Below are 25,554 nucleotides of genomic sequence, written 5' to 3' on the forward strand. Positions count from 1 at the left end.
GAATATCGGAGCGCTGAAACCGCGCAGGCCTGCACCGCCCTGCTCCGCATGAATCCGCTGGCGTTGAGCAGCCGGCCAAAAAACGGCGTATTGTAACCCCCGACGCGGGGAGCGTCCACTTGAGGGCCGGCACGTGACTGCACGCCGCGCAGTCAATCGTGCTGCAAGCAGCAAGCCGTCTCTGCCTGCGTCAATTGGCCGCAGCGAAATGCAGTATTGGGGGCACTCGATGGCCCACGCTGTCACCGGTCAACGCGCCGATGGCGTGCACGCGCCCTAGGCGCAGTGAGTCAACTGCACGGCCGGTGGCAATGCGGCTTCTACCTTATACTGGCATTTTCGTGCCCCCGCGCCGATCATGCCACCCGACCGTTTCGAAGGTTCTTCACAGTATGGCGTGACCGATGACCTGAAGCTGGCCGTCAACGCCGCGATCACACTCGCGCGTCCGCTGCTGATCAAGGGCGAGCCCGGCACCGACAAGACGATGCTGGCCGAGCAGGTCGCCGCAGGAAAAAGGCACAGATACACACCGCCGGCTAGTTGAGGCGACGGGCGGACTAGACAAGCTAATGGAGCGTCTCAAGTCATTGCTCGATGAGCAAAAGAAGCGGCACGAAGGCGGCAGCAAGTGGATCGGCACCGGCGGCACATCGCCGTTCGGCAATGGCGGCTACCACCCGGAAGGCATCCGGATCGGCGACGACACGGCCGGCAACCGCACCGCGGTCAAGGTCTGGGAAAGCCGGGCGTACCGCAACTACAACGACCAGCTGGAGTTGGGCACCCGTAACATCAAGGTCGCGCTGCGACGATTGCGGCGCTTCGCGCGTGACGATGCCGCCGAGGAGTTGGACCTACCCGACACGATCCGCAGCACCGCCGCCAATGCCGGCTGGCTCGACATCAAGATGGTGCCCGAGCGCCACAACAGCGTGAAAGTGTTGATGTTGCTCAATGTCGGCGATCAGTTCCCCCCTCCATGCGTGGCTGAACCCGAAGCCGGAAGGCTTAGGGGAATATCGGCATTCGGTTGTGGTGATCCGCCAGTTGCTTGGAACCGCATGTACCCGGTCACGCTCGCCGGCATCAAAAGCGCGATGCGCATCCTCAGCAAGTAACCCCTCCCATCTATGACTGCGCCCTCACCACCCGACCCGGCTGCACCGCCCACGCTACGCGCGCCGCTGCGTCCGATCGGTGACACCTCGCTGTCGGCGCTGGTCGCCGGTTTCGTGGCCGCGATGACGGGCTACACCAGCTCGATCGCATTAATATTCCAAGCCGGCCGCGCCGCGCACCTGAGCGACGCCCAGATCTCATCGTGGATCTGGGCGCTGTCGATCGGCATGGCGGTCACGGCCATCGGGCTGTCGCTGCGTTTTCGCACGCCAATCGTCATCGCCTGGTCCACGCCCGGCGCTGCGCTGCTCATCACCAGCCTGCCCGGGGTGCCATACGCCGAGGCGATCGGCGCTTTCGTCGTGTGCGCGGCGCTGCTGACCCTGGTCGGCATCACTGGCCGCTTCGACTCATGGATGGCGAGGATCCCGTCGGGTATCGCCGCCGCCCTATTGGCCGGCATTTTGTTCGAGATCGGCAGTGCGATCTTTGTCCAGGCGAGCCAGCAACGCGTACTGGTGCTCACGATGTTCGTCGCCTACCTTGTGATCAAACGCGTCTGTCCGCGCTATGCGATCGCCCTTACGCTGGTGGTCGGTACCGTGCTGGCCGGCGCGCTCGGCCTGATCGATTTCAGCCATTTAAGCATCGCGCTCGCGCATCCCGTGTTCACCCGCCCGTCGTTCTCCATCGCCGCGTCGGTCAGCATCGGCGTGCCGCTGTTCATTGTCGCGATGGCTTCGCAGAACGTGCCAGGCCTAGCGGTACTGCGCGCGCACGGCTATGGCACGCCATCGGCGCCGTTGATTGCTACGACTGGGATCGCATCGCTGCTGCTGGCACCGTTCGGCTCGCATGGGATCAACCTCGCGGCCATCACTGCGGCGATCTGCACCGGTCGCGACGCCCACGAGGATCCGGCAAAGCGCTACACCGCCGCCGTATGGTGCGGCGTGTTCTACTTGCTGGCCGGCGTCTTCGGCGCGACGATCGCAGCGCTATTCGCTAGCCTGCCCAAGGCACTGATCGTGTCAGTCGCCGCGCTGGCGCTGTTCGGCTCGATCATGACCGGCCTGAACCACGCGATGCAGGATGCCCGGCAACGCGAAGCGGCATTCATTACCTTCATGGTGACCGCCTCCGGGTTCACGCTGCTGTCGATCGGCTCGGCCTTCTGGGGCCTGGTGGCCGGCATCGTCGCGAACACCATCTTGAACTGGCGCCGCTGAACGCGGCGGCAAGCCGGCATCTGGCATCTGGCGTTCGGCGAAACGATGAACCAGTGGAGCATCGGCCGGTCGGACGACTATCGGACACCGCGCGGCTGCGAGACAATGGCAGCAATCAGCGCGGTAACCCGCGATATGACCCGCAAGGAACCTAGCCATGACGACTGCACTGGACCAGTTGAAGCAGTACACGACCGTCGTCGCCGACACCGGCGATTTCCAACAACTCGCACGTTACAAGCCGCGGGACGCGACGACTAATCCATCGCTGATCCTTAAGGCGGTGCAGAAGGACGACTACCGCCCGCTGCTTGAAAAAACCGTACGCGATCACGCTAGCCGGCCCGTCGGCGACATCATTGATCGATTGTTGGTCGCATTTGGCGTCGAGATCCTGAAGATCGTCCCGGGGCGAGTGTCAACAGAAGTGGACGCACGGCTCTCGTTTGACGTCCGCAGGAGCGTCGAGAAGGCACATCAGCTGATCGCACTCTACGAGGCTGCGGGCATTGGCCGTGAGCGTGTGCTGATCAAGCTTGCGTCGACGTGGGAAGGCGTGCGCGCCGCCGAGGTGTTGCAGCAGGAAGGGATCAATTGCAACATGACGTTGCTGTTCTCGCTCGCCCAGGCGGTCGCCTGCGCGGAAGCTCGGGCTAAGCTGATTTCACCATTCGTTGGCCGCATCTACGACTGGTACAAAAAAAGTGCCGGCGCGAACTGGGACGAGGCCCGCGACGGCGGCGCCAACGATCCCGGCGTGCAGTCGGTCAAGCGTATCTACGCGTACTATAAAAAGTTCGGCTACCCGACTGAGGTGATGGGCGCAAGCTTCCGCACAACGAGCCAGATCGTCGAGCTTGCCGGCTGCGACCTGCTGACGATCAGCCCGGACTTGCTACAGAAGCTGCACGAGAGCAACGAGCCCGTGCAGCGCAAGCTCTGCCCACAGCAGGCGGCCAGTGTGCCGATCGAGCGCGTCGCGCACGATGAGCCGACGTTCCGCTACCTGCTGAATGACGAGGCCATGGCCACCGAGAAGCTGGCTGAAGGCATTCGCCTGTTCGCGGCAGACGCGGTCAAGCTCGAGCAGTTGATTACAGCATTGCGCTAAGTGGGCTCTATACCGACAAGCTTGGCGCACGCATCGACTTTATCATGCGCTTCAAGGCGTCGCTGGATACGGACATGCCGGGCATACCCTGCCCTAACTACCGTGGCCTGGCCCTGTCCATCAACACCGATGACCTGGCTGGCGGGCAGCAGATCTTTGACGCACTAACCGACGAAGGCAACGTGATGATGCCGTTTGGCGCGACGCTCTGGAGTACGGGCTTCGATATGTTGTTGACGAACCGCTTTGGCATTGGCGGGATGGTCAGCGCACCACATCCAGGATAAATCCAAACCATCGATGACACATCCTTCTGTTCCTGCTTCGGCGATACCCGCCAGGCCATCGGGCGCGCCGGCACCGACGATGGGCCCTTTGCGGCGCTGCCATTGGTGCGGCACCGGTGCCGAGTATTGCGCTTACCATGACATGGAGTGGGGTTTTCCGGTCGATGACGACCGCCGGCTGTTCGAGAAGCTGTGCCTCGAGGGGTTCCAGGCCGGACTGAGCTGGCTGACGATCCTGCGCAAGCGGGAAGCCTTTCGCGCCGCATTCGCCAACTTCGACATCGAGAAGATGGCCCGGTTTACCGAGTGCGACGTGCAGCGGTTGCTCGGCGACGCCGGCATCATCCGCCACCGGGGCAAGATCGAGGCTGCGATCCATAACGCACGCCGCGCGCTGGCGCTGCTCGATAGCGAGCGCTCGCTGGCTGCCTACCTGTGGCGCTTCGAGCCAGACCCGCGGAGCCGGCCGCGCAAGCTGACACGCGACGTGCTCAGCACAATGACGACGTCCCCCGAGTCGATTGCGTTGTCGAGAGACCTGAAGCGGCGCGGTTGGAAATTCGTCGGGCCGACGACGATGTACGCGATGATGCAGGCGATGGGCCTGGTCAACGACCATCAGCACGATTGCAGCGTGCGGGCCGATGTCGATCGGGCACGTGCCGCCTTTCAGGTGCCGCGCTGATTGGCCGATCAGCACCAGCTCTTCAAAATTTAGATGGAAAGACCCGTGCAAGAGAAGTGAAATCAAGCACGGCCGGCAACTCCCTGCGAGACGCCGGCTAATCGCCCATCGCAATAATCTGTTCAACTGTTCGCATGCGGACGCGAACACATCATCCGGCACGCGCTTCCACGGATGAGCCTTCGTAGCAAACGAATTGGTGTCGTTGAAATCGGCAGTTGTCATCGCAAGCCTGATGACCATGCCGGTTCGCTCGTTGAACGGTTTTGGTGACAGGACCAGCATCGGATGCAAATCCTTCATTCGCGGCCGACCCGGGCCAAGTAGATCGCCTTGTTGCTCACTACGCCTTCGTCGCGGATCTTGACCCGCAGCGCGTCGAAGAACACCATCGGATACATCGGTTCGAGCGGCCGCTGCTACCATGCGCGCACTTCATCGGTCACCGTGCTAATGAAGTTTGGCGATACCTCGATACCGTACCTCTCCAGCAGAAAACCCTGAATCTCACGCATGCTCATGCCGCACGCGTACATCGCGATGCTTTCAACGCCTGGGCGCCGCCCATTGCTCGCAATCTCCACGATATCGATTAGACTCAAGTCGCGTTGCCGCAGTGTGGGCCCATGCTCGAGCACTGCCTTCAATGCCTGAGCGCCACCGCTATTGCCCGCCATTTTGACGATTTGACATCCTCCCCGCCCTAAAGGACGGAGATTCCTACGGTGCTCAAGCCGCGATGGCCTGAGTCACTTCGGTGGGTTCCTGCTTCGCCGGGCAGCCTGACTGCGCCGTCCCTCCACAGGCAATCACGGCATGTCCTGCCGCTAAAATATTAAGCGCGCCGACGTGATCGGCGTTCGCTTCGTGTGAGCACTTAACGCAGGCGAACCGCGCTTGCGTCTTTCGATTCTGTGCCGATACGTGACCGCAGCATGGACATGTGCGACTCGTATTCTGCGGCGCAACGGCGACGAAATAGCCGCCGCGCCATGCCGTTTTGTACTCCAACTGCCGACGAAACTCTCCCCAGCCCTGATCCAGGATGGCCTTGTTAAGACCGCTCTTCGCACGGACGTGGCGTCCTGGCGCTTGCGCAGTTCCCGATGCGGATTTCGTCATGTTGCGCACTTTCAGGTCTTCGACGGCAATCATTGCGTGTTTTTTGCTGATAGCGTCTGAAGCCTTGTGTAGAAAGTCTGCGCGGGCATCGGCGATACGCACGTGCAGGCGCTGGATGCGCGCCTTCGCCTTCTTCCAGTTCGCCGAACCCTTTACCTTACGCGCCATCCGGCGCTGATACTTCGCGAGCCGTTGCTCGTGCTTGCGGAAGCTAGCGAGCGGCGCGACGAATGAGCCATCGCTCAGTGTGGCAAAGCGGCTCACACCAACGTCGATACCCACGGCCGTGCCCTGCGCAACCGGTGGCTCTACCTCGCGGGCGGTGAGAATGCAGACGTACCACTTACCGGCGCGCCGCGAGACGGTTGCGCTGCGGACCTCACCGAGCACGACACGGCTATTCCGATAGCGCAGCCAGCCCAGCTTTGGGACTTTGATGCGCCCACTCTTTCGATCGACGGCAATCTGTTTTTTGTCGGGATACAGAAAGCCATCGTGCTCACCCTTACGCTTGAAGCGCGGGAAACTGGCGTGGCCTTTGAAAAAGTTTGTGTAGGCGCGCTCCAGATGCTTCAGCGCATGCTGCTGCGCATGGACCGGCGCATCCTTGAGCCACGGCGTTTCCTCGCTGTTGCGCCATTGCGTCAGGCGCTTCGCCATATCGACATAGCCGATAAACTTCTCGCCGGCCGCGTGGTTCTCCTTCTGCAACGCCAGCGCCTTGTTATAGACGAAGCGGCACGCGCCGGCGAACTGGCGCATGGCGCGCTGCTGTTCGCCAGTCGGCATGAGCTCGAATCGGAAGGCTTGGAAGCGTTGCATTCTCGTAGAATACAATTGGTCTATGGAAAATGAAAACGATATTCGACATGAGCGCCATTGCAAAAGATTGAGTACGGCTGGTAAGCTGAGCCCGATCACTTGCCCGCCTATCCATTTCAAGCACTCCGTGCCATTGACAGACACGTACTTCGAATGGCAGGTGAAACGCGTTGCGCTCGACAGCGAACGCTTCACCTACTGAGCGAAGCTGAGTGGGCGCCCTGACCATGAGCGTGATAGCGCTCAACATGGATCGCTCGTAAACAGGATTGTGCTTCAGTGGTCTAGGCAATGCCCTTGTGAGTGTTTAGACGTTGGATGGCGTGTGGGTCGTATTCGACAATTTCGGCGGCAAGCGGTCAATCAGTTCGCCATTCTGTTCGGTGAGCGATTCACCGCCGCCATCAGCTGAAATTTTTAACCGACCTCAGCATACGGAATTTCCGACACCTCCCCATCTCGAAGAAGAGAATACCCGCGAACATTTTGAACCTGCCCGACTACGCCGTTCTGGCGGTCGAGCACGACGATCACGACTACCACCTCTGTGTCGAGGTGAAGCAGCCACCTACACACTGCCCAAACTCCAACTCGCACCGACTTGTCGGCTTCGGACGCTGCGAACCGCTTGTCAAGGACCTGCCGATGCATGGCAAGCGCGTCGGTATGTACGTCAACACACGACGCATGCAGCGCCGAGCTTACGTTAAGACCTTCAGCGAGACGCTTTCCGAGGTAAACGAGAAGTTCCCCATGACCAAGCACCGAGCCGACTGGATTGGCAAAACAAAGGATCATGACCGATGGTTTGCTTAAACCTCACTTTTGCTATATGCCACCGGCGGTGCTCGAACCGATTTTCTCTGTCCCTTTTTGTGAGGTTTGTTCCTAGATACAAGCCGGTTCTATGTACGAGAGATTTTTGTGGGGAAAAGCGACTTGGCATACCCCAGCAGGGGCGTTTAATGTAAATATGCGTTATCCGTTACTCCATTGCGCTGTTGGAGAATCCAATGAATCCTCGTATTGATGTTGAAACTGCCCGGGCAGCGGACGCGTTCCTGCAACGCGTCGCCGGTCGCTATTCGGTGAGTCGAGCGATCTTGTTCGGTAGTCGCGCACGTCACGCGCACGGGCCGGAGAGCGACGCGGATATTGCCGTGGTTCTACTGGGGCMACATGGCAAGCGCATACCGATCGCGTTGGACATGGCCGGTATTGCGTTCGATGTGCTTTTGGAGACGGGCGTGCTGGTCGAAGCGTTGCCGCTTTGGGARGATGAGATGGAGCGTCCTGAACTGTTTAGTAACCCGGCATTGATCAGAAACATCCGTCGCGAGGGCATTGTGCTATGAGCATGACGGCCGAAGACTACATCGCCAAGGCGGGGCGCGCACTCGAAGAGGCGCATGTACTGCTGAATGCGGGCGGGTTTGAAGGGGCATGCAATCGAGCCTACTATGCGATGTTTGATGCTGCACATGCGGCGTTGCTCGTGACGGGCGTGACAGTGCCAGACGCATCACCGAAAAAGCACCGTAGCCTTATCGCTTCTTTCGGCCTAAATTAGTGAAAGCTGGCATGGTCGAGTCGGAACTAGGCAGCGCGCTCAACAAGGTTGAACGGCTGCGACGACTCGCCAACTACACTGGCGAGACCGTCACCGAGGAGGACCCTCGCTGGGCCGTTGAACAGGCGGGTAAATTGGTGAATACGGTGCGCGAGCACATGTTGCCCAACAAGTCCACTTCGCGGCCGTCTGCGCCGCGCCCGTAATAAGGTTGGCCAGAACGTCTGGCGGCAACTATCCCCCCATCGTCTGTCTCGGCCAAAGTTAAAGTAGGCCGGTTTTGGGCGGTCCCTCCAGTGGGGCAAGGCTGAGCATGCCACGCCACGCTATCCACTGGACGATCGCGCTGCGGCTCACCAAGACTGGGCTTGAGCGAAGCGACCGGCAGTTTCCCCGCGATAACGCGCATTTTATCGACGCGCTGCAATCATGCTCGCGGTAACAGGGGCAATGTATCTGCTTGGAAGAGCAAAAGGTGGGCGACGGCAAGGACTAGCGAGGGGAGGAACACTATAGATACAAGACCTGCGGCGAGCCTATGTCGGAAACACAGCGGCCGTGACGATGACGAAGAGAACGGAGAACCGCATGATGCCGATGATGCTGTGAGCATGTCGGCACTGCTGCGGCTTATCCGCCGACTTGTGTTACCCGCCAAAAACCTCGCGCTTGTGACGTATCGCTGCGCGCCTGTGCTCACTTTTCGCTAGCCTGCTGCGTAACCTCGCGACGCGTGGCGTCTTCTTTCCTTCTTGCTGAGCTTGCCGATGGACTTCGATCTGAATGCCGCTTTAAACGACTATCAGGCCTATATCTGCGCGTTAGAGGCTCGCCCGACACCTGCCGCGTCGGCGCCCCCACCGCCGCAGCCGCCCAGCGCCGCGTGGGCCAACTCATCGGCCAAGCGGCCCGCCACCTACCAGGACCTGCCGAGCGAAGTCATCGCGCGCATTGGTGACTACGTGCCCGTCCAAGACGTGATGGCGTTTGCTACCGTCGATCGGCGTACCTATTATGCGATGCAGACCCGGCGCCTCGTTCACAGCTATTGGCAACGGGCGAAACAGGCGGTGAGTCATGAGTCAATCAGCCAGTTGCTCGATGAGATGGACGGCACGCTCGCCAATCCAGCGCAGCACGTTGAACCCATGGAGGCCCTGTGCCAGCGGCTGCGAGCATTACATAGCGCAGACCGCGGCGATGTGTTCAAGCGTTTATTCGCAGCCGCGCAGCGTATCCCGCAAGGCGGCATGCAGATACAAAAAGCGCTGTTGCTCATGCACCGAGCTTTCACCTATGAGCGTGAATGGATGGAACTGTTTGATTTTGCCTACACGCTGGCCGAACAGCGCGAGCCCGGGCAAGACAATGTGTGGCCGGAACTGGCGCTTGGACTGTCGAATTTCTCACCCGATACCCCTGAGACCCCTCACTTTGCTCAGTGGTATAACGCGATTCTGGCGCGGCTGCCGTCATTGAGCGTAGCCGAGCAAGCACAGATCATTCCCACATTGACCCGTTTACTCCATAAGTTTCGCCCGGAAGACCCGCGCATCCCTGAACTCTATACGCTCTTACACAACTACGCGTTACACCTGCCACCTTCTCATCAAGGCGCATCGGCCGGCGCGTTGGCAAGTTGCGTGTGGCGCTTAACGGAAGCGGAGCAACCCGCGCGGTATGCGCAAATGCGCGATTGGGCGCTGTCGCTGCCCGACGACCAGTGGGGGATCGCACTGCGGCGTTTACCTGCAGGGCTGGATGGTTTATCGCCTAAACAACAAGCGCAGGAACTGGCGTTGCTTGAACGCTATTTGGCGCGCGTGCCCGCAGCGCAGCGCCCGCAGGCGGCAGTCGGGATAATCTTCTGTCTTCATTTTATGAACGACTCGCTGTCAAAACGGGTGTGGCAGCAGGGACTGAGTCTACTGAACGGTGTGGATGAAACTACTTTATGGAAAGTACTGAGTGAACTTCGGAACGAATATGTGCTATGTAACCTGAACAATCGCCAATGGAAAGTGGCAAAGAGCGAAATCATGCGCTTTATAAAGGCCAACCAGTTTTCCAAGCCAACCCAGGCGCGAATCCAAGACAGTGAATCCTGGCTCAGAAGTTGGCCAGATTAACAGCTACAGCAGCTTAAGTACATAATCGTTGGGGAATTTCGCCGCATAGAGATGGCGGGTATCGACATCTCGGAGGACGGAAATTCACTCAAGTAATCGGTAAACGCACCAGAAGCGCCCAAGCTTGAGCCAGTTTATCTAATCAAGGGACTATCACAGCATGCACATCAGTTGCGTGCTGTGCGCCGCCATCGCGATGATCGGCGCCTACGGCTTCGCAAGGCCAGCCACGTTGCTGCTCTACGCGCGGCACATCGAACAACGGTCCGCGCCAGTGGCGCAAAATGTTCGTACATTGGAATGTTTTTTCGCAGCGCCAAGTATTGCGCCAAGCTCGAACGCTCTTTTAGGACAAGCAACCCGTCAAGCTCAACATGGACGGCTCTCAGGGCTAAACAAAGTTGGTTCGAAACTCAGGCAAATTGGTCCATCGTTGGGTAAGGTTGGATCAAAGCTGAGCGAGGTCGGCTTAGCGTTGGGTGAAGCCAACGCGGACTGCATGGCGGGTTGCCCGCCGTTCCTAAAAACGAACCGAGCTAACTGGGCGCCACGACAGCATCGCGCGCACTGCAAGAAGACAGTAGCGTATGCGAAAAATGCCGTAGCAAAACGTACACTATGGCCTGAAGCCGAATACAATAAATTGTCTGGCCAAATGTGCTGGGATGCAGTTAAGTACTGTGCGTTTAGAGCGAACATCATTACCGAGGATGAATACGATGCGCTCAACGCCCGGTGGGATTTGGTCACGCCGCATGACTCGCGCATACGCAATAGCGATGATCTTAAAAACGTGCCACCGGGACACGCGCTCGGCTTTTTCAGAATTGAACACTTTGCAGCCAGCAGTGCTTCTAACGTGAGAATGGATCCCTTTCACGTCATGCTTAACACCGGTGGCAATAAGGCCGCTGGGAATAAAAACGACTGCGTTGGTTTGGGCGATATGTTCGGCTGGGAAGAGCGCGATCTAAGCCAATTGAAATGGTATCAAGGCGCAGTCGTCGCGCCGAAGGGGGGGACGTTACGGTGGATCCTGCTCATCAAGACGCGCTAAGGCAGTTTCCGGAAGAGATTGTGGCGCGCGCCAAAACAGTTCCATTTAATAAGCTCAAGGAAACTGATGAGCATTACGAGCAAATCGTTGAGGCGGGCGTTTTGCTGAACAGGTTTGTGTTTCTCGGACTCACCCACCGGCCCATCAGCAAGATCGGCCAAGCGCCCACATTGGCGCAATCGAGCAACCAAGCCTCCACATCATCACAACCGCAATGATTCACGCCGACAGCTCGTGTTCTGCGGCGCAGCCTCACACGTGGTGTGTTTGATGCATGCGTACACATACGGCCACGCAGCAACATGCTGCCCTCCTCCGAGGGACGCGTGATTGGCCAGCAGTTACGGATGAGTGACACCGCTAAATGATTCAACATATGCACCACATAGCGATGTTGCACGTTGGTTCGATCAATTCCTTTAATGCAGTGGGCTTGACCATCAACAAAAATTGCGACTTGTTGTCACCAGTGAGCCCAATAAATACGACAGATCCACCAGGCGCTGAGCGACTAAATGGGTCACCTCGCCTTGCCGTTGCCAAACGCCATAGACGGCAAGCAGCGACGCACCCAGCGCCTCCTTGCGCTGGCGCTCCAGTAGTGACGGCCAAATAATCACGTTCGTGTAGCCGCTCTCATCTTCAAGCGTCACAAACAGCACGCCTTTTGCCGTGCCGGGGCGCTGACGCACCGTCACCAGGCCGCACGCGCGCGCCAGTTGCCCGTCACGATAGCGTTGCAAGGCTGCGGCCGGCAGCAAACGCCGGTGTCGCGTCGTCATCGCTAGTTGCACGCAGCAGATCCTTGTCAGGCACCGCGGCGAGCGCGTGCCACAGCGCCGCGCGGCGATTGCCCGCAAGGCTCGCCAGTGCATTGGCGCTGGCCAACGCCTGCAGATCGCGCCGCGTGAGCTGCGCGCGCCGCGCCAGATCCGTCACATCCGCAAAGGGCCGCACCGCACGGGCCAGTTCGATGCGCGCGGCCGCGTCCTCTGCCAAGCCGCGGATCAGCGACAGGCCCAGTCGCACCGGCGCATCCAGGATGTGTCCTTGCAGCGTGCTGTCCCAGTCGCTCACGGTCACATCCACCGGCAGCACCTCGACGCCATGCCGGCGCGCATCCTGCACCAGTTGTGACGGCGTATAAAAGCCCATCGGTTGGCTGTTCAGCAACGCGCACAGAAACACGGCCGACGCATGGCATTTGAGCCACGCGCTCACGTACACAAGCAGCGCGAAGCTGGCCGCATGACTTTCCGGAAAGCCATACTCGCCAAAACCCCGGATCTGCGCGAAGATCGATTCGGCGAACGCCCGATCGTAGCCGCGTGTGACCATGCCGTGCACAATGCGCTCGTAATACTGCTCAAGGCCGCCTTGACTGCGCCAAGCGGCCATGGCGCGGCGCAGTTGATCCGCTTCTCCCGCAGTAAAGCCGGCGGCCAGCATCGCCACTTGCATCACTTGCTCTTGGAAGATCGGCACCCCGAGTGTGCGCGCTAGCGCCGTTCGCATCGCGTCGCTCGGATCGCAGGCGGGACAACATGCTCATCTGCGCGCGATTCGATCTGGAATACGCCGACAGTGTCGGCACGGCTGATCATCTCGTAGGTGGCCGTATCCTCAGCGGGGATATCGGGCAGCCCGAACGGCTCGCCGCGCTGGTGAGCAACAAGCGCCAACGCGCGCCGAACCTTCCCCTTGTCCCCATCCTCGGCATCATAAGCGTCTTCCAACTCTTGCTATTAACCTATTTCTCAAATCAACCCATTAGGTTAAAATGGCTGCATGGAGAAAGGTACCCCGCACTGTAAACTGCCAGTCGTCAAAGATTTGGTCAGGGTCGGACAAGTCCGGGCCACAGCTAGCGCCTACAGTGGAGCGCGTGAACTTGGCATCAATGATCTGGCCGGGATGTGTGCCGTTGTTTTGGCGCTCACTCCTGCCGACTTCTACAAGAGCATGACGACCCATGCCAATCATCGTATTTGGCAGGACGTGTATCACGCCAGGACAGCAATTGGCGATCAGGTGTACCTGAAGCTGACCGTCATTGATGACGTGCTGATCGTTTCTTTCAAGGAGCTGTGACCATGAAATGCCCATGCTGCGGCGCGGCGGAACTGATCCACGATACCCGCGATGTGCCCTACACTTACAAAGGTGAAACCACCTCCATTCCAGCGGTAACAGGCGACTTTTGCCCTGCCTGCGGTGAAGTCGTCTTGGACCGTGAACACGGCGACCGCTATAGCGAACTGGTGGGCTTGTTCCAGCGTCAAGTCAATGCCGCCTATGTTGATCCCGGCTATATCTCCAAAGTGCGCAAGAGGCTCGGCCTTGACCAGCGGCAGGCTGCCGAACTTTTCGGCGGTGGCGTCAATGCTTTCTCGCGCTACGAGAATGGCAAGACTAAACCGCCGCTGGCCTTGGTCAAGCTGTTCAAGTTGTTGGATCGTCACCCAGACCTGCTTAACGAGGTCAAAACCGTCTGACAGACTGGAAAACGCTAGTCGTAAGATGGCGTCATCAATAATTTTAAAATTGCGCTAGCAAGCCGGCGTGCCGTTTAATGTGCCGGCAAGCAGCGTCGCGGTAGTAGGTCAAAAAACATAGATGCCGAACCGGTGCCCCCTGCCGTTGCCCGCTTGCACCGCCTGCCTGTCATACCGCGGCTTATCCGCCGGCTTGTGTTACCCGCCAAAAACCTCGCGCTTGTGACGTATCGCTGCGCGCCTGTGCTCACTTTTCGCTAGTCTGCTGCGCAACCTCGCGACGCGTGGCGTCTTCTTTCCTTCTTGCTGGGCTTGCCGATGGACTTCGATCTGAATGCCGCTTTAAACGACTATCAGGCCTATATCTGCGCGTTAGAGGCTCGCCCGACACCCGCCGCGTCGGCGCCCCCACCGCCGCAGCCGCCCAGCGCCGCGTGGGTCAACTCATCGGCCAAGCAGCCCACCGCCTACCAGGACCTGCCGAGCGAAGTCATCGCGCGCATTGGTGACTACGTGCCCGTCCAAGACGTGATGGCGTTTGCTACCGTTGATCGGCGTACCTATTATGCAATGCAGACCAGGCGCCTCGTTCACAGCTATTGGCAACGAGCAAAACAAGCGGTGACCTTTCAGTCGATCCACCGCCTGCTCGATGAGATGGACGACACGTTCGCCGATCCAGCGCAGTACGCCGACCCCCTGGACGCGCTGTGCCAACGTTTGAAAACGTTGAAGGCCGGGCGCACCCGCGTATTTAAGCGTTTATTCGCAGCCGCGCAGCGTATCCCGCAAGACGGCGTGCAGATACAAAAAGCGCTGTTGCTCATGCACCGGGATTTCACCTATGAGCGTGAATGGATGGAACTATTTGATTTTGCCTACGCGTTGGCCGAACAGCACGAGCCCGGGCAAGACAATGTGTGGCCGGAACTGGCGCTTGGGCTGTCGAATTTCTCAATCGATACTCCTGAAACCCCTCACTTTGCTCAGTGGTATGACAAGATTCTCGCACGGCTGCCGTCATTGAGCGTAGCCGAGCAAGCGCAGATCATTCCCACATTAACCCTTTTACTAGATAAATTTAGTCAAGCCGACCCGCGCATCCCTGAGCTTTATACGCTCTTACACGACTACGCGTTACGCCTGCCCCCCTCTTATCAAGGCGCATCGGTCGGCGCATTGGCAAGCTACGTGTGGCGCTTTCCGGAAGCGGAGCGATCCGTGTGGTATGCGCAGATGCGCGATTGGGCGCTGTCGCTGCCCGACGACCAGTGGGGAGTCGCGCTGCAGCGTTTGCCTGAAGGACTGGGTAGTTTTTCACCTAAGCGACAAGCGCAGGAGCTGGCGTTGCTGGAGCGCTATTTGGGGCGCGTGCCGACGGTGCAGCGCACGCAAGCAGCAGTCGGGTTAATCAGAAGTATCTATTTCATCAATGACACGCTAGCCAAGCGGGGATGGCAGCAGGGATTGAGTCTACTGAACGGGGCGGGCGAAGCTGCTTTATGGGAGGTACTGAGCGAGCTTCGGGCCAATGGGGTGCTATGGCACCTGAACAATCGCAAATGGAAAGTGGCGATGGGTGAGATCACGCGCTTTATGAAAGCCAACCAGTTTTCCAAACCCGCCCAGGCGCGCATCCAAGACAGTGCGACCTGGCTCAGAAGTGAGCCAGATTAACCGCCACAGCAACTCAAGTACATAATCGTTGGGGAATTTTGCTGCATCGAGGCAGCGGATATCGACCTCTCGGAAGACGGAAATTCACAGTCAAGTAATCGGTAAACGCACTAGAACGTCCAATCCTAAGCCAGTTTATCTAATCACCGGGCTATTACTGCACGCAAGCCATTGCGTATTACAAGCCGTAATCACAATGATCCACGTAGACGGCAAGGCCGGCCCGTACAGCTTTACGGGCGCTTCCCTGCAATATCGCGCATTGCCTGCAAGCCGGCCCGCTTGGCAAAAAAGTTGGCGTAGGCACGTCCCAAGTTCTTGAGCGTCTGTTGCAGCGGATGCGTCAGTGCATCGGCCAGCCACGACGTTTCAGGCCCGTTGCGCCATTCGGTGAGTAGCTTACATAATTGGCGTAGCTCAACTTCTTCTCGCCGTGCTCGCCACAGCAGCCGGCTTCGGTAGGCAGCCGGAGACCAAGCAGCGATCGCGTCGTCCGCCGCGGCAACGCCGAGTCTAGGAGCGCACCTTCGGCGATCAAGACGAGAAAACGAGGGAATGGCGGGAACGCACTCAGATCATGAAATGCCCGCCAACGGCGCTGTCTTGCGCGTCGCGGCGTGGTGCGTCGGACACCTCACGTAGCGCGGCGACCCACTTACGGGCGCTCAACCCGCACGCCTTCTCAATGACCTTCGCGCGGTCGGTCAGTACGTTCCAATCAATCGACAACGCGGGCCCGGAGAAAGCCAGCACGACGCGGTTGCCCTCATGCACCTCGGGCAACGCGATGACCCGCGCATCGAACGCCGCGCGTAAATGGCGCAAGTTGCGCACAAAGCTCGGATGGTCGCCGAACAGGTTAACCGTCACCACTGCGGCGGCGCCGAGGCACGCGCGGCACGCGCGATAAAACGCGACGGAATCGAGCACCGGGCCGCGTGCGGTTGCGTCATACAGGTCGATCTGCATCGCGCCGACCGTACCGTGATTCGCGGGGTCATTGACAAAATCCCATGCATCGATCTGGAGCACGCTCAAGCGGCGGTCGTCGGGCGGCAACTCAAACATGCTGCGCGCGGCAATGATCACCGCCGGGTTCAATTCCACCGCATCGACATGCGAGCGCAAAAAATGCCGATGGCAAAACTTGGTCAAGGCTGCCGCCCCCAAGCCTAGTTGCACGATGCGCTTGGGCGGCGCGAGAAAGAGCAACCACGCCATCATCTGCTGCGCGTATTCGAGCTCGATATCGAACGGCTTTTTCAGCCGCATCGCGCCCTGTATCCATTCCGTGCCGAAATGCAGGTAGCGCACGCCCCCTTCTTCGGAAAACGTCACCGGCGCAAAACGGGCCTTGCGCGGGACTTTGAGCATGGGCGCGGCCCCGTGCTGCGCTGCGCTAACGTATTCGTCGCGTTCCGTGCATCGGGCGGCGCCGCGCGATGGTTGCGCGGCCCGCTCACCGCGCTGGAAGGCGCGCGCTTCCGCCGACGCGCGCTTGATCAAGGATGTCATGTAACGAAGTCTTGCGTGTTGCACAGTTTTTGTTCGCCCGAAGCATAGCATCCGAAGCCGCGCGCCGGGTTACGCAACCCGTAATTGAGTTGGGACGACCGGCGGTTGTCCACAGGTCGCGCGGCCATTCGGGTCAAACCGGAACTGCGTAACGCCGCTAAAAGCGCCCTCGGCAAAGGAGAAACGCTGTCGAGTCTTGCCGAACAATCGATCCGCGAGGGCATCGAGCGCCGTCGCAATCCAAGCGAATGCATTGCCCGCGGCATCGCGGTGTGGTCAGGAAAGAATCTTCCGCCAACACGAGAGCTTCTGTTCAAACGACAGCATCGCATACGCCGGACTCGACGAAGGCAGTACAAGCGTCTCATAGCCGGCGGCACCAATCACATCGGCAAACCGCCCCGCCGTCTTCCCGTTGAAACATACCTTCTTCAACTTCGGCGCATGCTCTCTCAATGACTTGAAGTCGTTCGGCTTCGCATTTCGAATCGCCGAATCCAAACTTCCTTCTCGATGACAGGCAGCAAGCACATCCCAGACCCCGATTCCGTGCATCAGCACGCGTTCAAGCCGCGCCCCGTAATCGAGTTTGTGCAATGCCGGCTCGCCCAGCACGGCTCCCAACAACCGCCAGAACTGATTGCGCGGATGGGCATAGTACTGCCCTGCCCCGAGCGATGCTTCGCCAGGAAAACTGCCCAGCATCAGAATCGTCGTATCGAGCCTGATCACCGGCGGAAAACCTTGCAACATGAGCAGTTTAATCAGTAGTCAGGGTCCACATTGCTGGCAGGAAGCACTCGGTCACCATCAGCGGCAGCCGATGACGGGTAAACACCGAGCGCCGCGCGACGCACGCGTGCGGCCGATCCCGGCCTAGCTGCGCGACGGCGAACCGGTACAGCGGATGGGCGCCATCGACGCGCCGGCTCACAATCGGCGAGCGTGTCACCGTCATGTCCGCATACAACAGCTCGGCCAGCGCTCGCGTACGCAACCGTCGCACGGCCTGCCATACGCCGCGGCTCGCACGCAGCGGCGTGACGCTGTGCGCGGCCACCACGGCCACGCCATCCACCGCGAGCACGACCTCGCGAATCCACACCGGCGCGCGGCGTGCGAGGCGCAACACGCGCGCCTCGTCGCGCCACGCAACACCCACCTTCTCGCAGGCGACCCGCACGGTCACCCGACCGAGCGTGCCCAAATGACGCGTAAGCGAGCCCGCGCGGGTTACCCAGTCCTTCTGCGCGGCACTGAAGGCGGCACGCGGTCGCGCCCGCCAACCGTCGCCGTGCGCCGAAAACCGTCCGCCCGAGCGCCGCTCAAGCGTGCCGTTCAATGCGCGTCCGACAGCAACAATGTGTTGGTGCGCTTGACAAAGCTCGCTGGATCATCGAGCGCGCCCCCCTCGGCGAGCAGCGCCTGGTCGAACAGCAAGTGGCACCAGTCGGCAAAGTCCGCTGCGTCCGGCGACAACTGCTTGATCAACGCGTGATCCGGGTTCACTTCGAGGATCGGATGGAAATCGGGCGCTTTCTGGCCGGCCGCCTTCAACATTCGCTGCAGGTAGCCACTCATCTGTCCCTCGTCGGCCACCAGGCAACTCGGCGAGTCGGTCAGGCGGAATGTGAGGCGCACGTCCTTGGCCTTTTCCTTGAGCACGTCCTTCATCCGCTCGACCAGCGGCTTCAGGTCCTCACTGACCTTTTCCTGAGCCTTTTTCTCCTCGTCGTTCAACGCACCCAGATCCAGATCGCCACGGGCGACGCTGGCCAGCGGCTTGCCGTCGAACTCATGCAAGAACGACAGCATCCATTCGTCGACGCGATCGGTCAACAGCAGCACCTCAACACCCTTCTTGCGGAATACCTCCAGGTGCGGACTGTTGCGCGCGGCTTGCCAACTGTCAGCGGTCACATAGTAGATCTTCGTCTGCTCTGGCTTCATCCGCGCGACGTAGTCGGCCAGCGACACATTCTGCTCGGCGCTGTCGGCCTGCGTCGACGCGAAGCGCAGCAGCTTGGCGATGCGCTCCCGATTCGCGAAGTCCTCACCCAGGCCCTCCTTGAGCACCTGACCGAATTCGCGCCAGAACGTCGCGTACTTCTGCTTGTCGGCGTCGTCGTCGGCACCGGCCAGTTCCTCGAGCATCGACAGCACCCGCTTGGTGACGCCGTCGCGGATCGCCTTCACGTCGCGGCTTTCCTGCAGAATCTCACGCGACACGTTCAACGGCAGGTCGTTTGAATCGACCACGCCCTTGATGAAGCGCAGGTAATTGGGCAACAACTGCTCGGCCTCATCCATGATGAATACGCGCTTCACATACAGTTTCAGCCCGCCGCGATGATCGCGGTTCCACATATCGAACGGAGCGCGACCGGGCACGTACAGCAACTGGGTATATTCGCTGCGTCCCTCGACGCGGTTATGGGTCCAGGCAAGCGGCGCCTCATGATCATGCGACAAATGCTCGTAGAAGTGCTTGTACTGCTCGTCGCTGATCTCGCTCTTGGCACGCGTCCACAGGGCGCTGGCCTGGTTGATGGTCTCGTCCTCGTCCTTGACGACCATCTCGTTCTTTTCTGCGTCCCACTCCTCCTTCTTCATCAGGATCGGCAGGCCGATATGGTCCGAGTACTTTTGGATGATCGACTTGAGCCGGTAGGAGGACAGCAGCTCGTCTTCGCCCTCGCGCAGATGCAATGTGATCGACGTGCCGCGCTGCGCGCGTTGGATCGTCTCAACGCTAAATTCGCCGTCGCCCGCGCTTTCCCAACGCACCGCCTGGTCGGCAGGCAGGCCGGCGCGGCGCGATTCCACGGTGATCCGGTCCGCGACGATGAAGCCAGAATAGAAGCCAACGCCGAACTGGCCGATCAATGCCGCGTCCTTTTGCTGGTCGCCGGACAGCTGGGCAAAGAACTCCTTGGTGCCCGAGCGCGCGATCGTGCCTAGGTGCGAGACCGCGTCGTCACGGCTCATGCCAATCCCGTTGTCGTCGATCGTAATCGTGCGTGCGGCCTTGTCGTATGCGATCCGGATATGCAGGTTCGAGTCGTCTTCATACAGACCGGCATCGGCGATCGCCTCGAAACGCAGCTTGTCCGCCGCGTCGGACGCGTTCGAAATCAGCTCACGCAGGAAAATTTCCTTGTTGCTGTACAGCGAGTGAATCATCAGTTGCAGAAGCTGCTTGACTTCCGCTTGGAAGCTCATGGTTTCTTGCGCCATAGTCTAGGTCCTTTCAGCGAGTTGACGTCAACAGCACGAGGCCAGGTTTACCCGTGTCCGCGCAAATGGGGACGGCCCGCACCAAATTCAAGACTTGCCCAGGTACCGCGACAGAAACGCGCACAGCCCCAGCGCCGCGTGCGCTGGCCAACGCGGCGGCAACTCAAGGGTCTGGCGGTGATGGCGCTGGGCGTGATCGCCACGGTCGCCGTCAAAAAAATGCGCGAGTGGATTGCCACCTATGTATCGCGTCACAGCGCCCTTAAATGTGCGCCTCGCAAGTGCTGCACGGCGCAACACGTTACGATTGTCGTTCGTGACCGTGCCGCCCGCTCAGATCGACGAGGGCATTGCGTGCCTGGCCAGCCTAGTCCAGGCCCAAACCTGATCTGGCTCGGCCGGTCTCGCCCCTTGTATTTTCTTAACCCTTTGGAGTCCCCATGTCGAATGTATACGATCAACTGAAAGCGCTCAGCATCGAGCTACCGACGGCCGGCGCACCGGCGGCCGCTTACGCGATGAGCGCGCAGGCAGGCAAGACGGTGTTCCTGTCCGGCCATATCGCCAAAAGGAACGGACAAGTCTGGGCCGGCAAGCTCGGTGACACGATCAGCACGGAAGAAGGACAACAGGCGGCGCGCAGCATTGCCATCGATCTGATTGCGACGCTGCACGCGCACGTGGGCGACCTGAACCGCGTCAAGCGCATTGTTAAGGTGATGAGCTTGGTCAATTCGACACCGGACTTCACCGAGCAGCACTTGGTGACGAACGGCGCGTCGGAGCTATTCACGGCGGTGTTCGGTGAACGCGGCAAGCATGCCCGCTCGGCGTTCGGCGTCGCGCAGATCCCGCTGGGTGCCTGCGTGGAAATCGAACTGATCGCCGAAGTCGAATAACGGTATCCGCCCCGCGGCGCGCCGTTTCTTTTCCGGTGCTTGGAACAACCCGCGCCAACGCAACAGATTCGAGCAGGTCAACCACGAGACGGGGCAACGCACGATCCTAGGGCGCGATGGCGGGGCGCGCCAACGACAGGAAGCGAGAACTGCGGATCGGCAGCAATGCGATAACGGCCATAGACAGAACTTTCTGGACACGATTTAGACGACTTCGGACAGAATCCTTACACATCCCGAGCGGGCGTCGTAGGCGCGCCGCCATTCTTCGCGCATAATCTGCTAGCGTTACAGGCAGCATTCGGGCGTTGCGCGTCTATCCCAAGGTCGGGTCGTTTTGCGCGCGGCGCTGTTTTGATCACCATCATTTGAGCGCCCGCGCGGCACAGCCTTTGGCGGTTCTGCATCACGCCCCGCCATCGCATTGGACACGCCGCCGCGCGGGGATATTCACCCCTATCACGGCCTGGCTCCATGACTCTTCCGCTGACTCCCTCCGCACGTGAGGCGCGTTTGCGCCGTGACGCGGCGGTGTCCAGGCAGCGCTCTTTGTGGGTCATCCCGTTTTTCGGATTGCTGGTGCTGATCCTGCTGTGGGCGGTGATCTATACGCGGCTACAAGTCGAGCGGGACAACGCCCAGCGCGAAGCCACGGCCTCGGCCGCGCTGCTGTCCGCGGCTTTTGAGCAGCATACGGTCAAGGCTATTCACCAGGTCGACCAGATCACCCGCTTCGTCAAATACGAATTCGAGAAGTCGCCGCAGCGCTTTAACTTGGCCAGCACGATCGAGAAAGGCGTGATCCAGAGCGACACACTGATCCAGGTCTCGCTGGTCGACGAGCATGGCTACCTGATCGCGAATACGGAGGATTCACGGCCCAAGCCGCTGAACCTGTCCGATCGTGAGCATTTTCAGGTCCATAAGCACGAGACGTTCGACCAACTGTATATCAGCAAGCCGGTACTGGGCCGCGTATCGCACCAATGGACGTTGCAACTCACGCGCCGGCTCAACCATCGCGACGGCTCGTTCGCGGGCGTAGTCGTAGTGTCGGAAGATCCGAGCTATTTCACCAACGACTTCTACAACAGCGCGGCAATCGGCCGCAACGGCGTGATATCGGTAATCGCCGACACCGGCGCGGTGCTGGCGCGCCGCACTGGCAACACGCTGAACGCACCCGGCGCATTTTCCGCGACCGGCAGCTACCCGCTGTCCGAGCATGTGTCCGGCACCTACCGCGATCCGATCGACGGTGTGATGCGCATCGTGTCGTACCGCCACATCGACGGCTATCCGCTCGGCGTCATGGTTGGCCTGTCGCAAAAGGAAGAATTTGCCGACTACGAACACACCCGCAATATCTACCTATTGATGGCTGGGTGCATTTCGATCGCGATTCTCGGCTTCTTCGGTGTGGCCACGAGCTTGATCCGCAAGCTGCTCGGCCGCGAGCGCGAGATGACGCACCTAGTCGAGTATGACTTGTTGACCGGCTTGCCAAACCGCTACCAGACGCTGCAGATTTTGCGCACCGAAGTCTCGCAGCCGGCAAACGTCGGCCGGCTCGCATTGTTGTTCATCGACCTGGACAATTTCAAGACGGTCAACGATACGCTCGGCCACAACGCCGGCGACATCGTGCTACAAATGACATCGGCCCGGCTCGCGCAGACGGTCGATGGCAACGGCATCCTCGCGCGCATCGGCGGCGACGAGTTCGTTGTGATCGTCAAGGAGGATCACGTCGAACCGAAGGCGGTTCAGTTGGCCGAGGCGATTGCCGGCAGTTTCATGAGGCCGTTCGACGTGCGCGGCAGCTCATTCGTGCTGCACGCAAGCATCGGCATCGCACTGCTCTCCAGTCCCAACGAAAGCGAAATCGATTTGCTAAAAAAGGCCGACCTGGCGATGTACAGCGCCAAGGATGCCGGCCGCGGGTGCTACCAGTTCTATTCGCCGCAGCTCGCGCACCGCGCCGACCATTTGATGAAATGGGAGCAGCAACTGCGCGTCGCGCTTGCCGAGGGACAGTTGTTCCTCGCCTATCAGCCTAAGATCGACTTGACGCGCCGCTGCATCACCGGCTTCGAGGCACTGCTGCGCTGGAACCACCCGCAGCATGGTGAGATCACCGCAAGCGAGTTCATCACGATCGCCGAGTCCACCGGCCTGGTCGTGCCGATCGGCGAATACGTGATTGACAGCGCGTGCCAGCAGCTCGCGCATTGGACCTCGCTCGGCTACGATACGCTGTCGCTGGCCATCAACATCTCGGCCGTGCAGTTCTGGCGCGGCGACGTGTTCGGGACCGTGGAGCGGGCGCTGCGCCGCCACAATTTGCCCGCACGACGCATTGAACTCGAGATCACGGAAACGGCGATGATGGAGTATCCTGAGATCGTCTCAGAGAAGGTCGCCGCGCTCAAGCGGCTTGGCGTGCGCATTGCGCTGGACGACTTCGGCACCGGTTATTCGTCGCTGTCCTACTTGAATCGTTTTGCCGTCGACACACTGAAGATCGATCGCTCGTTCGTCCAGGCCATCCCCGCGGACCGCAATGTCTGCGTCATGGTGTCGGCAATCGTCAATTTGGCCCGCTCGCTGGGGTTGACCGTGGTCGTCGAAGGCACGGAAACCGAAGAGCAAATCGCATGGCTCTCGGGACTGGGCAACATCGAGGCACAGGGCTTCCTGTTCTCGCACCCAGTACCGCCCGACGAAGTGCATGCGCTGCTCGAGCGCTTCGGGGTGTGTTCACTCTCTGAACCAGGAGGCGTCGCAGCAACGCACGCCGTGCAACCACGTGTGTCCGCTTGAATCTCGTGCCGTGCCGCATAATCGATCTCACCTTCCGTCCGTCACCTCCCCACCGGCCGCGCCGGCGCCCTCGTCTGCCACCGGCGTCGATGGCGGAGCGCTTCAGCCGCAGGCGGCACAGAATGCGCGCTCCCGCCAAGAGCCATTGTGGTCGCTGCTGCTGGTCATCGCCGGTCTGTCATCCGTTTCATGGGGTGGGCTGTCACTGATTGCGCAACTGGAGCGTCACTATGTTGAGCGCAAGCAACTGTTCAACCGGCTCGACTACCTGAATCTGGTCGCGCTGGCCTGGCTGATTCCCGGGCCGGTCGGTTGCAATGTCGCGGTCCAGGTCGGCGCCGCACTGCGAGGCTGGCGGGGCGCGTGGATGGCCGGTCTTGGCAGCGTGCTGCCCTTCGCGATCGTGATGACCGTGATGGCGATGTTCTATCGCACGCCGACCGTGGCATCGCTCGCGTCGCAATCGTTGGTCACGCACTTCAGCGTCGTACTGGCATCGTTGATCGGCATGACCTGGATCAAACAGGTGCGCACCCTGGTACGAGGCCCGATTGACTGGGCCACGGCCATCGTAGCCAGCGTCACGCTGCTGTTCCTACATAGCCCGGCCGTCTATGTCGCGCTGCTTGGCGCCGCGTTCATACTGGGTTGGTTCACGAGTCCGGCGTCCGAGCAGCAGACGAAATCAGCATTCGTGCTGTGCCGCACCGACTCACTGCTGCTGATCTTGCTCGCCGTGCTGCTCGGACTGTACGCCTTGCCCCTGCCGCTGCCATCGAGCAGCGCCATGCTGTGGCTGTGGCCCCGGCTGGTCGGTGCGGGCCTGACGCTGTTCGGCGGCGGATTCTCGGCACTGCCGGTATTCAAAACGTTGTTCGTGCCGCCGGTCTTGGACATCTCCGACAGCGAGTTTACTTTTGTCTTCGCGCTGTCGCCGGTCTCGCCTGGTCCGTTGTTGAACGTGGTGCCGTTTTTCGGGTATCTGGTCGGACACATCCCCGGCGCACTGCTCGCCACTTTTTCGGTATTCGTGCCATCGGCGACGCTGGTGGTCATCGCGCAGCGCAACTTGAAGACGCTCGAATCGCATCCGCGTTTCAAATCCGCGATGCGGGTGTTGCGCGTGGCGACAACGGCATTTCTTGTATCGGCCGTCGCCAAGATCGCGTGGCAAGTACCCATGGAGCCGATTTACGCGGTCACCGCCGCATTCGCGCTGACGTGCTTCTGTCGCACCAAGGTGCCGGTCTATGCAGTGTACGCGACCGTGGCACTCACCTACATGCTGGTCCTCTGGCAAACCGCATAGCGGCCACGGTCAGAAACGCCCGATCACGCCCAGCGCAATGGCCACTATACCGAGCGCGAGGTTGACCGCCACTAGCCGGCGCAGGCCCGTGACGACGCGGGCACCGTCCGGCCAGTTTTGCGCTTGGACCGCGCGCTGCAGCCGCGGGTATAACGCGAAGCGGATGTGGCCAAACAGGAGCATCATGAGTACACCGATCGCGGCCATCGCATGCATCGGCCAGTTCGCCTGCGCGCCGCCCAGCGTCACCAGCATGAATACGCCAGTGGCCAGAATCACAACAATCGCCACCGCGACTAGTAGGAAGAACCGGCCGAACACCGAATCAAGCAACGGCAGGCGCAATTGCGGCGACACGTCGGACAACGCTGGACGCAGGCAAAATTGCACGAACGTCATGCCGCCCACCCATATCACTACCGCGGCGATGTGCAAGAACATCGCCACCTCCAGCACTTTCAACAC

The 25,554-nt window shown here is 60.2% G+C and carries 23 protein-coding genes and 6 pseudogenes; 20 read left to right on the forward strand and 9 right to left on the reverse strand.

The annotated features are described in order from the left end of the window. Positions 1 to 358 precede the first annotated feature (358 nt). The 6 genes and pseudogenes from RBRH_RS09395 to RBRH_RS09420 all read left to right on the forward strand — a co-directional run. Positions 359 to 511, forward strand: a pseudogene (locus RBRH_RS09395) (AAA family ATPase); the annotation flags it as partial. After that, positions 492 to 1,121, forward strand: a pseudogene (locus RBRH_RS09400) (hypothetical protein); the annotation flags it as partial. The pseudogenes RBRH_RS09395 and RBRH_RS09400, both read left to right, overlap by 20 nt. Before the next feature lie 12 nt (positions 1,122 to 1,133). Then, entirely contained in the window at positions 1,134 to 2,351 is a 1,218-nt protein-coding gene (locus tag RBRH_RS09405) for a benzoate/H(+) symporter BenE family transporter (RefSeq protein WP_013435980.1), read from the forward strand. Positions 2,352 to 2,508: 157 nt separating this feature from the next. After that, a complete protein-coding gene (gene tal / locus RBRH_RS09410) occupies positions 2,509 to 3,462 on the forward strand; it encodes a transaldolase (RefSeq protein WP_013435982.1) in 954 nt (317 codons plus the stop codon). A 44-nt stretch (positions 3,463 to 3,506) separates the two neighbouring features. Next, positions 3,507 to 3,749: a VOC family protein gene (locus RBRH_RS09415; protein ID WP_013435983.1), complete on the forward strand. Its 243-nt coding sequence runs from the start codon at positions 3,507 to 3,509 to the stop codon at positions 3,747 to 3,749. Positions 3,750 to 3,828: 79 nt separating this feature from the next. Beyond that, complete coding sequence (locus tag RBRH_RS09420) at positions 3,829 to 4,434, forward strand: DNA-3-methyladenine glycosylase I (protein ID WP_041753747.1); 606 nt, start codon at positions 3,829 to 3,831, stop codon at positions 4,432 to 4,434. A 317-nt stretch (positions 4,435 to 4,751) separates the two neighbouring features. On the opposite strand, the pseudogene RBRH_RS21365 reads toward RBRH_RS09420, so the two are convergent. Further along, a pseudogene (locus tag RBRH_RS21365) lies at positions 4,752 to 4,976 on the reverse strand (transposase); the annotation flags it as partial. A gap of 187 nt (positions 4,977 to 5,163) precedes the next feature. Next, positions 5,164 to 6,378, reverse strand: a complete 1,215-nt coding sequence (locus RBRH_RS09430; RefSeq protein WP_041753748.1) for an RNA-guided endonuclease InsQ/TnpB family protein — start codon at positions 6,376 to 6,378, stop codon at positions 5,164 to 5,166. A 486-nt stretch (positions 6,379 to 6,864) separates the two neighbouring features. Here RBRH_RS09430 and RBRH_RS09440 point away from each other — a divergent pair, with 486 nt between their 5' ends. The 7 genes from RBRH_RS09440 (at position 6,865) to RBRH_RS09465 (ending at position 11,352) form a co-directional block, all read left to right on the forward strand. Next, positions 6,865 to 7,194, forward strand: a complete 330-nt coding sequence (locus RBRH_RS09440) for a transposase family protein (protein WP_041753750.1) — start codon at positions 6,865 to 6,867, stop codon at positions 7,192 to 7,194. A 197-nt stretch (positions 7,195 to 7,391) separates the two neighbouring features. Next, a complete protein-coding gene (locus RBRH_RS09445) occupies positions 7,392 to 7,733 on the forward strand; it encodes a nucleotidyltransferase family protein (RefSeq protein WP_041753751.1) in 342 nt (113 codons plus the stop codon). Next, the gene (locus RBRH_RS19930) at positions 7,730 to 7,948 is read left to right on the forward strand and encodes a HEPN domain-containing protein (RefSeq protein ID WP_013435990.1); all 219 of its coding nucleotides are present in this window, start codon (positions 7,730 to 7,732) and stop codon (positions 7,946 to 7,948) included. Before RBRH_RS09445 ends, RBRH_RS19930 begins: the two co-directional genes overlap by 4 nt. Before the next feature lie 11 nt (positions 7,949 to 7,959). Next, positions 7,960 to 8,154 (forward strand): hypothetical protein, encoded by a 195-nt coding sequence (locus RBRH_RS19935; RefSeq protein ID WP_232509288.1) that lies wholly within the window; start codon positions 7,960 to 7,962, stop codon positions 8,152 to 8,154. Between the two features lie 546 nt (positions 8,155 to 8,700). Beyond that, positions 8,701 to 10,077, forward strand: coding sequence for a hypothetical protein (locus tag RBRH_RS09455; protein ID WP_013435992.1), 1,377 nt, complete (start codon positions 8,701 to 8,703; stop codon positions 10,075 to 10,077). A gap of 160 nt (positions 10,078 to 10,237) precedes the next feature. Next, positions 10,238 to 11,134, forward strand: a complete 897-nt coding sequence (locus RBRH_RS09460) for a hypothetical protein (RefSeq protein WP_013435993.1) — start codon at positions 10,238 to 10,240, stop codon at positions 11,132 to 11,134. Next, entirely contained in the window at positions 11,107 to 11,352 is a 246-nt protein-coding gene (locus tag RBRH_RS09465; RefSeq protein ID WP_157864419.1) for a hypothetical protein, read from the forward strand. Before RBRH_RS09460 ends, RBRH_RS09465 begins: the two co-directional genes overlap by 28 nt. A gap of 222 nt (positions 11,353 to 11,574) precedes the next feature. Here the strand turns inward: RBRH_RS09465 and RBRH_RS17370 are convergent. After that, positions 11,575 to 12,828: pseudogene (locus tag RBRH_RS17370) on the reverse strand (helix-hairpin-helix domain-containing protein); the annotation flags it as partial. A 94-nt stretch (positions 12,829 to 12,922) separates the two neighbouring features. Here RBRH_RS17370 and RBRH_RS09475 point away from each other — a divergent pair. The 3 genes from RBRH_RS09475 (at position 12,923) to RBRH_RS09485 (ending at position 15,306) form a co-directional block, all read left to right on the forward strand. Continuing rightward, positions 12,923 to 13,225, forward strand: coding sequence for a type II toxin-antitoxin system MqsR family toxin (locus tag RBRH_RS09475; RefSeq protein ID WP_013435998.1), 303 nt, complete (start codon positions 12,923 to 12,925; stop codon positions 13,223 to 13,225). 2 nt (positions 13,226 to 13,227) lie between these two features. Further along, complete coding sequence (locus tag RBRH_RS09480) at positions 13,228 to 13,629, forward strand: type II toxin-antitoxin system MqsA family antitoxin (RefSeq protein ID WP_041753754.1); 402 nt, start codon at positions 13,228 to 13,230, stop codon at positions 13,627 to 13,629. Between the two features lie 303 nt (positions 13,630 to 13,932). Continuing rightward, positions 13,933 to 15,306, forward strand: coding sequence for a hypothetical protein (locus tag RBRH_RS09485; protein ID WP_013436000.1), 1,374 nt, complete (start codon positions 13,933 to 13,935; stop codon positions 15,304 to 15,306). Positions 15,307 to 15,876: 570 nt separating this feature from the next. Here the strand turns inward: RBRH_RS09485 and RBRH_RS09495 are convergent. Beyond that, on the reverse strand, positions 15,877 to 16,821 hold the full coding sequence (locus tag RBRH_RS09495; protein WP_049786412.1) for a class I SAM-dependent methyltransferase: 945 nt from the start codon (positions 16,819 to 16,821) through the stop codon (positions 15,877 to 15,879). A 105-nt stretch (positions 16,822 to 16,926) separates the two neighbouring features. Here RBRH_RS09495 and RBRH_RS21100 point away from each other — a divergent pair. Beyond that, positions 16,927 to 17,043 (forward strand): annotated as a pseudogene (locus tag RBRH_RS21100) (YlcI/YnfO family protein); the annotation flags it as partial. Positions 17,044 to 17,097: 54 nt separating this feature from the next. Here RBRH_RS21100 and RBRH_RS09500 read toward each other — a convergent pair. The 4 genes and pseudogenes from RBRH_RS09500 to RBRH_RS19010 all read right to left on the reverse strand — a co-directional run bounded on the left by RBRH_RS09500 (position 17,098) and on the right by RBRH_RS19010 (position 20,313). Beyond that, positions 17,098 to 17,574: a DNA-deoxyinosine glycosylase gene (locus RBRH_RS09500; protein ID WP_013436002.1), complete on the reverse strand. Its 477-nt coding sequence runs from the start codon at positions 17,572 to 17,574 to the stop codon at positions 17,098 to 17,100. Positions 17,575 to 17,599: 25 nt separating this feature from the next. Beyond that, positions 17,600 to 18,163, reverse strand: a pseudogene (locus tag RBRH_RS09505) (chorismate--pyruvate lyase family protein); the annotation flags it as partial. Beyond that, a complete protein-coding gene (gene htpG / locus RBRH_RS09510) occupies positions 18,160 to 20,058 on the reverse strand; it encodes a molecular chaperone HtpG (protein ID WP_013436004.1) in 1,899 nt (632 codons plus the stop codon). The gene htpG and the pseudogene RBRH_RS09505, both read right to left, overlap by 4 nt. 87 nt (positions 20,059 to 20,145) lie before the next feature. Then, positions 20,146 to 20,313 (reverse strand): hypothetical protein, encoded by a 168-nt coding sequence (locus RBRH_RS19010; protein ID WP_157864420.1) that lies wholly within the window; start codon positions 20,311 to 20,313, stop codon positions 20,146 to 20,148. A 185-nt stretch (positions 20,314 to 20,498) separates the two neighbouring features. On the opposite strand from RBRH_RS19010, the gene RBRH_RS09515 reads away from it, so the two are divergent. The 3 genes from RBRH_RS09515 to RBRH_RS09525 all read left to right on the forward strand — a co-directional run bounded on the left by RBRH_RS09515 (position 20,499) and on the right by RBRH_RS09525 (position 25,089). After that, complete coding sequence (locus RBRH_RS09515) at positions 20,499 to 20,957, forward strand: RidA family protein (RefSeq protein ID WP_013436006.1); 459 nt, start codon at positions 20,499 to 20,501, stop codon at positions 20,955 to 20,957. A gap of 474 nt (positions 20,958 to 21,431) precedes the next feature. After that, on the forward strand, positions 21,432 to 23,780 hold the full coding sequence (locus RBRH_RS09520) for a bifunctional diguanylate cyclase/phosphodiesterase (RefSeq protein WP_013436007.1): 2,349 nt from the start codon (positions 21,432 to 21,434) through the stop codon (positions 23,778 to 23,780). Next, positions 23,689 to 25,089 carry a chromate transporter gene (locus RBRH_RS09525; protein ID WP_013436008.1) on the forward strand — a complete coding sequence of 467 codons (1,401 nt, stop codon included), beginning with the start codon at positions 23,689 to 23,691 and terminating at the stop codon, positions 25,087 to 25,089. The genes RBRH_RS09520 and RBRH_RS09525 overlap by 92 nt, the downstream gene beginning before the upstream one ends. 9 nt (positions 25,090 to 25,098) lie before the next feature. Here RBRH_RS09525 and RBRH_RS09530 read toward each other — a convergent pair whose 3' ends face one another. Continuing rightward, positions 25,099 to 25,554 (reverse strand): CopD family protein, encoded by a 456-nt coding sequence (locus RBRH_RS09530; protein ID WP_013436009.1) that lies wholly within the window; start codon positions 25,552 to 25,554, stop codon positions 25,099 to 25,101.

The organism is Mycetohabitans rhizoxinica HKI 454 (assembly GCF_000198775.1).
In the GTDB taxonomy this organism is placed as follows: domain Bacteria; phylum Pseudomonadota; class Gammaproteobacteria; order Burkholderiales; family Burkholderiaceae; genus Mycetohabitans; species Mycetohabitans rhizoxinica.

What these genes read in the sequence shown, in the direction of transcription:
- RBRH_RS09495 (WP_049786412.1), bottom strand. Translation starts at nt 16,821, where the DNA reads ATGACATCCTTGATCAAGCGCGCGTCGGCGGAAGCGCGCGCCTTCCAG.
- RBRH_RS09415 (WP_013435983.1), top strand. Translation starts at nt 3,507, where the DNA reads ATGCGCTTCAAGGCGTCGCTGGATACGGACATGCCGGGCATACCCTGC.
- RBRH_RS09475 (WP_013435998.1), top strand. Translation starts at nt 12,923, where the DNA reads ATGGAGAAAGGTACCCCGCACTGTAAACTGCCAGTCGTCAAAGATTTG.
- RBRH_RS09480 (WP_041753754.1), top strand. Translation starts at nt 13,228, where the DNA reads ATGAAATGCCCATGCTGCGGCGCGGCGGAACTGATCCACGATACCCGC.
- RBRH_RS09525 (WP_013436008.1), top strand. Translation starts at nt 23,689, where the DNA reads ATGCGCTGCTCGAGCGCTTCGGGGTGTGTTCACTCTCTGAACCAGGAG.
- RBRH_RS19930 (WP_013435990.1), top strand. Translation starts at nt 7,730, where the DNA reads ATGAGCATGACGGCCGAAGACTACATCGCCAAGGCGGGGCGCGCACTC.
- RBRH_RS19935 (WP_232509288.1), top strand. Translation starts at nt 7,960, where the DNA reads ATGGTCGAGTCGGAACTAGGCAGCGCGCTCAACAAGGTTGAACGGCTG.
- RBRH_RS09405 (WP_013435980.1), top strand. Translation starts at nt 1,134, where the DNA reads ATGACTGCGCCCTCACCACCCGACCCGGCTGCACCGCCCACGCTACGC.
- RBRH_RS09515 (WP_013436006.1), top strand. Translation starts at nt 20,499, where the DNA reads ATGTCGAATGTATACGATCAACTGAAAGCGCTCAGCATCGAGCTACCG.
- RBRH_RS09500 (WP_013436002.1), bottom strand. Translation starts at nt 17,574, where the DNA reads ATGTTGCAAGGTTTTCCGCCGGTGATCAGGCTCGATACGACGATTCTG.
- RBRH_RS09420 (WP_041753747.1), top strand. Translation starts at nt 3,829, where the DNA reads ATGGGCCCTTTGCGGCGCTGCCATTGGTGCGGCACCGGTGCCGAGTAT.
- RBRH_RS09460 (WP_013435993.1), top strand. Translation starts at nt 10,238, where the DNA reads ATGCACATCAGTTGCGTGCTGTGCGCCGCCATCGCGATGATCGGCGCC.
- RBRH_RS09520 (WP_013436007.1), top strand. Translation starts at nt 21,432, where the DNA reads ATGACTCTTCCGCTGACTCCCTCCGCACGTGAGGCGCGTTTGCGCCGT.
- RBRH_RS09430 (WP_041753748.1), bottom strand. Translation starts at nt 6,378, where the DNA reads ATGCAACGCTTCCAAGCCTTCCGATTCGAGCTCATGCCGACTGGCGAA.
- htpG (WP_013436004.1), bottom strand. Translation starts at nt 20,058, where the DNA reads ATGGCGCAAGAAACCATGAGCTTCCAAGCGGAAGTCAAGCAGCTTCTG.
- tal (WP_013435982.1), top strand. Translation starts at nt 2,509, where the DNA reads ATGACGACTGCACTGGACCAGTTGAAGCAGTACACGACCGTCGTCGCC.